The 4,455-nt window shown below is 68.3% G+C and carries 7 protein-coding genes; 4 read left to right on the forward strand and 3 right to left on the reverse strand.

Annotation, left to right across the window (positions count from 1 at the left end; translation table 11 throughout):
- Positions 1–55 (reverse strand): 50S ribosomal protein L36 (rpmJ, locus tag PLL68_RS15895; protein ID WP_502910707.1); only part of this gene is annotated, 55 nt, incomplete at its 3' end.
- Between the two features lie 31 nt (positions 56–86).
- Positions 87–308 carry a translation initiation factor IF-1 gene (infA, locus tag PLL68_RS12460; RefSeq protein ID WP_159900876.1) on the reverse strand — a complete coding sequence of 74 codons (222 nt, stop codon included), beginning with the start codon at positions 306–308 and terminating at the stop codon, positions 87–89.
- Between the two features lie 158 nt (positions 309–466).
- Between infA and PLL68_RS12465 the strand changes: the two genes are divergently transcribed.
- From PLL68_RS12465 to PLL68_RS12480, 4 genes are all read left to right on the forward strand, one after another.
- On the forward strand, positions 467–769 hold the full coding sequence (locus tag PLL68_RS12465; RefSeq protein ID WP_324534547.1) for a hypothetical protein: 303 nt from the start codon (positions 467–469) through the stop codon (positions 767–769).
- Complete coding sequence (locus PLL68_RS12470; protein ID WP_324534549.1) at positions 766–1,191, forward strand: type II toxin-antitoxin system VapC family toxin; 426 nt, start codon at positions 766–768, stop codon at positions 1,189–1,191. Before PLL68_RS12465 ends, PLL68_RS12470 begins: the two co-directional genes overlap by 4 nt.
- Positions 1,192–1,200: 9 nt before the next feature.
- Positions 1,201–2,832, forward strand: a complete 1,632-nt coding sequence (locus PLL68_RS12475) for a CPBP family glutamic-type intramembrane protease (protein WP_324534551.1) — start codon at positions 1,201–1,203, stop codon at positions 2,830–2,832.
- Between the two features lie 253 nt (positions 2,833–3,085).
- A complete protein-coding gene (locus PLL68_RS12480; RefSeq protein WP_324534553.1) occupies positions 3,086–3,565 on the forward strand; it encodes a hypothetical protein in 480 nt (159 codons plus the stop codon).
- A gap of 332 nt (positions 3,566–3,897) precedes the next feature.
- On the opposite strand, the gene PLL68_RS12485 is transcribed toward PLL68_RS12480, so the two are convergent.
- Positions 3,898–4,455: P-loop NTPase family protein (locus tag PLL68_RS12485; RefSeq protein ID WP_502910706.1), on the reverse strand; the 558-nt coding region annotated here is incomplete at its 5' end.

Below are 4,455 nucleotides of genomic sequence, written 5' to 3' on the forward strand. Positions count from 1 at the left end.
GGCGGATCACCTTGCACTTGTCACAGATCTTCTTGACGCTCGGCTGAACCTTCATGTCGCCTTTGCTGTCTTGTCGAGGTGTGGATTTAGCGGTAGCGGAAGACGATGCGGCCGCGGGTCAGGTCGTAGGGGCTGAGCTCCACCACCACGCGGTCCTCGGGGAGGATCCGGATGTAGTGCTGGCGCATCTTCCCTGAGATGTGCGCGAGAACCTTGTGACCGTTCGTGAGCTCAACCCGAAACGATGCGTTCGGAAGTGCTTCGACGATCGTTCCCTCGATCTCGATGACGCCGTCCTTCTTGGCCATACCCTCTCAATCCGCCGTTGGGCGACTCTTTCGTGGTGTCGAACCGCCCATGGAAATCGGCCTCGTGCTGCTCTCGCAGGCTTGCACCCATGCTCGAACGCACACGTGACCGACGCTCAAGACTACGGGAAAGGCACCCTCACCACGAAATCGCCCGGATGCCGCTCGCTCTCGCCTCCCAGCGCGGGGCCCGCTGGTGGTCAGCCAACCTGCACGTCCTCATCGACGAGGAGCGGCATGCCCGGTTGACGGAGGAGTCCAAGCGCACCGGACGCTCCGTCGGCGACATCGTCCGCTCGGCCATCGACCTGCATTTCGACGAGGAGCGCGACCAGGCCCGGCGGGCGGCGGCGGCCCGGTTCCTGCTCGCCACGGCCGACACCGGGGAGGGGCCGGCCGAGTCGTGGGAGGAGATGCTCGACGCCCGGGCTCGGGACATCGAGGAGATGCTCGAGACGTGAGCGCCCGCCTCGTCTTCCTGGACACATCGGTCGTCCTCACCGCCTTGGGCGAGCACCCGAACACCCCAGCCTGCCGGGCCCTGCTGCAACGGGCTGCGAGCGGTCACCTGTTCGTCCACACGGCCGCCGAGTGCCTCCATGAGGTCGTCTTCCACCGCATGCGCGTCGGGCCCCGCGCGCCGGCGGTCGCCCACCTGCGAGCCATCCGAGACCTGTGCGTGGTTCACCCGATGGACGACCTCGTTCTCGATCGGGCCACGGACCTGTTGGCCACCACCCAGGCGCGCGGTCGCGACGCATTCATCGCCGCGACGGCCCTGCTCGCCGGGTTCGACACCGTCGTCACCACCGACGACCGCTTCGTCGAGGTGCCCGGCCTGCGCCCGGTCCACCCCCGCGACCTGACCTCGGGGCGAACGTAGGGTGGCCACGTGAGCGTGCGCATCGCCATCATCGGCGACCTCAACCCGTCCTACCCCAGCCACCAGGAGCTCGAGGCCGCCAGGGCCGTGCTCGGCCCCGACGTCGAGACGGTCTGGATCGGCACCACCGACCCCCGCATCGACCGCCTTGCCGAGATGGGTGTCGACGGGGTCTGGCTGGCACCCGGCTCCCCGTACGCCGACGACGCCGCAGCGCTGCGAGCGATCCGCTGGGCGCGTGAGCACGGCATCCCCTTCCTCGGTACGTGCGGCGGGTTGCAGTACGCGGTCATCGAGTTCTCCCGCACCGTGCTGGGCTGGCACGCGACCCATGCCGAGGTCGACGGCGTCGGGGCGACCAACGCCGTGGCTCCGCTCGCGTGCAGCCTGCAGGGCCAGGAGCGCACGGTCACTCCCGTCCCCGGCACCCGCTTCGCGAACCTCGTCGGCGGGCAGCCGTTCGTCGGCGTGCACTACTGCGACTACGGGCCCACCGAGGAGACCGTTCGGGCGCTCACCCAGCACGGCTGGATCGTCGAGGCCACCGCACCCGACGCACCCGTCGAGGTGCTCAGCCTGTGGAACCACCCCTTCTTCGTCCTGTCGTTGTTCCAGCCTCAGATCGGCGCGCTCACCGGTCGTTCGCCGCATCCCCTGCTGTTCGCGTTCGTCGACGTCGCCCGTCAGCACGCGCGCGAGCGGGAGTGGGCGGACGCCGTGAGCGGGCAGCAACGCGCTCTCGCCGCGGCCGAGGCCGAGCCCCGCCCGTACGTGCACCAGATGCGCGGACCGCGCCACCGGTGGTGGCGCCCCCTGCTGGCCGGCCTCGTCGGGATCGTCAGCCTGATCGTCATGGGGCTCGTGCTCACGGCGGTCTTCTGGGCGGCGGGGTGGACGATGCCCTTGACCGTCGATGACCTGGCGACCGACCCGTGGGGCACCCTCTACGGCAACCTCGGCCTGGCCCTGCTCATCCCGGCGACGATGCTGGCCCTGTGGGTGGGACACCGCCGCAGCCCAGGTCGGGTGTTCTCGGTGGCGGGCCGCTTCCGGTGGGGGTGGGCGATGTGGTGCACAGCGGTGGTGCTGCCGATCTGGGCGCTCTATCTGGGGGCGTCGTGGGTGATCTTCGGCCAGGAGAACCTCGGTCGGGCCGACCAGTGGGTCGGGCTCGTCGCCGTCACCCTGCTCACCACCCCCCTGCAGGCTGCCGGGGAGGAGGTCGCCTTCCGCGGTGGGCTGGTGCAGAGCATCGGGTCGTGGTTCCGCTCCCCCGTGGTCGCCCTCGCCGTCACGACCGTGCTGTCGACGGCGGCCTTCGCCCTGGCGCACGGGTCGCTCGACCCGTGGATCCTGCTCGAGCTCGGGTCGCTGGCCTTCTTCGGCTGCTACCTGGCGTGGCGCACCGGCGGGCTCGAAGCCGTCATCGTCATCCACGTCATCAACAACATCCTCATCCTGGTCACCGGGTCGCTGTTCGGTGGCTTGGCGGAGTCCTACGTCGACGGGACCAGCGAGGGTTCGCCGGTCTCGGCCATGCTCAACCTCGTCGTCACAGCCGCGACCACGGCCGTGCTGGTGTGGCTGGCCCGGCGCCGCGGTATCGCCCCCGCTGGCTGGCTCACTCCAGCCCGCGGCTGACTGCGAACCTGTCGCTCAGGATGCGCGGTGGGTGGGCTGGTGCAAGACTCAACGCCGTTCGCGCCAACTGGCGTGGATATCTCAACCACGATGGGGATGAGTCGATGAGAACGAAGGCAGTCAGTTCGATCTTGGTGTTGCTTGCGATGTTGTTGGTGTTCGCCGCTCCCAGCCAGGCAACCCCCCCCGCCCGATAGCAGAGCAGTCGCCTACAGCCACGGTCAGCGATCTGGACCCCGAGGCTCTTGCTGCCATGACGGCTGCGGCGATGGGCGATACCAGGAAGCTTGAGAGAATGCTGGCCTCCCCGAGGGCGGATCTTGCTCGCGCCGCCGTGCAGCAGTGGGTCCTCACCCACCCGGAGCCGAAGCCAAACCTCGACAGTCCAACCGCGAAGCAGACCATGTTGGCGGCCGCAGGGTCGTACGACTACTACTGCACGGGGTACAACGGGTCAACGATCGGGTGGAACGGCAAGAAGTTCCGCGCGTGCCATGGCTACCTGAACTCCTACATTAGCGGTTCACATGTAGGCCGTTACCTGCCAGACGTCTATCCCACAGGAGCCAAGATTTCGGCCGCGTGCAAGAAGGCCTACGCTGGCGCGACAATCACGCTCATGGGCGCACTCACGGCTGGGGTGCCGACGGGCGGCTGGGGATGGGTCGCTGGCACGGCGGCCGTCGGATGGGCGGTTCAGGACGTCTGGTTCAGTTGTGGCCGTCGGTACTGACTACTCAGCAGTGGAAAGGAAAACTGTGATGACCCCCCGGATGTGGATTGCCATTGGCCTTCTTGAGGCGAGTCTTGTGTGGGCCGTGTGGCGGACCGTTGCCGCAGAGGAGCAGTCGCCGATTGCGGTCCTCCTCCTCGTGCTGTGGCAAGTTGCGCTCCTCGGATGGGTGGTCACCAGCCTCCGACGTCGACAGCCAACCGACGAGAGCCCTCACCAGCGATAGTCGGGGCGACTTGCCGTGGGGTCTCCGCGGTGCATTGGCATCATCGGGATCCACGGCAACTCTTTCGGGAGGCACCAGCCCCCGACGTAGGCAGACAGAGAATCGATCAACATCCGTCCATCAGCGGGCTGCCCCGGTCGGTGAGGTCGGAGGTGACGAGCTCGAGGATTCGGGCGCTGCCATCGACCGCGCTCAGGTCGCCGGCGCGCACGGCCTGTTCGATCTGCTCACGCTGCGCGTGAACAGACGACGTCTGTCGCGCCAGGTCCTGCAGGTGGGCATCGACCATCGCCCACATCCAATCCTGCTGCTGCTGCGCGCGCCGCGCCTCCAGCGATCCTTCGGACTCCAGGTGGGCCCGGTGCTCGAGCACCGCCTCCCACACCTCGTCGAGCCCGGCACCGGTCAGGGCCGAGCAGGTCAGTACAGGGGGTCGTCGAGTGGCAGCACCTGGCATCATCAACCGCATCGCCCCGGCGAGCTCGCGCGCGGCCACCCGCGCCGGCCCCTCGCCGTCGCCGTCGGCCTTGTTCACCGCGATGACGTCGGCCAGTTCGAGGATGCCCCGCTTGATGCCCTGCAACTGGTCGCCAGCCCGCGCCAGGGTCAGCAACAGGAAGGTGTCGACCATCTCCGAGACCGCGATCTCGTTCTGCCCCACCCC

Source organism: Ornithinibacter sp., from assembly GCF_035443565.1.
Lineage (GTDB): Bacteria > Actinomycetota > Actinomycetes > Actinomycetales > Dermatophilaceae > Fodinibacter.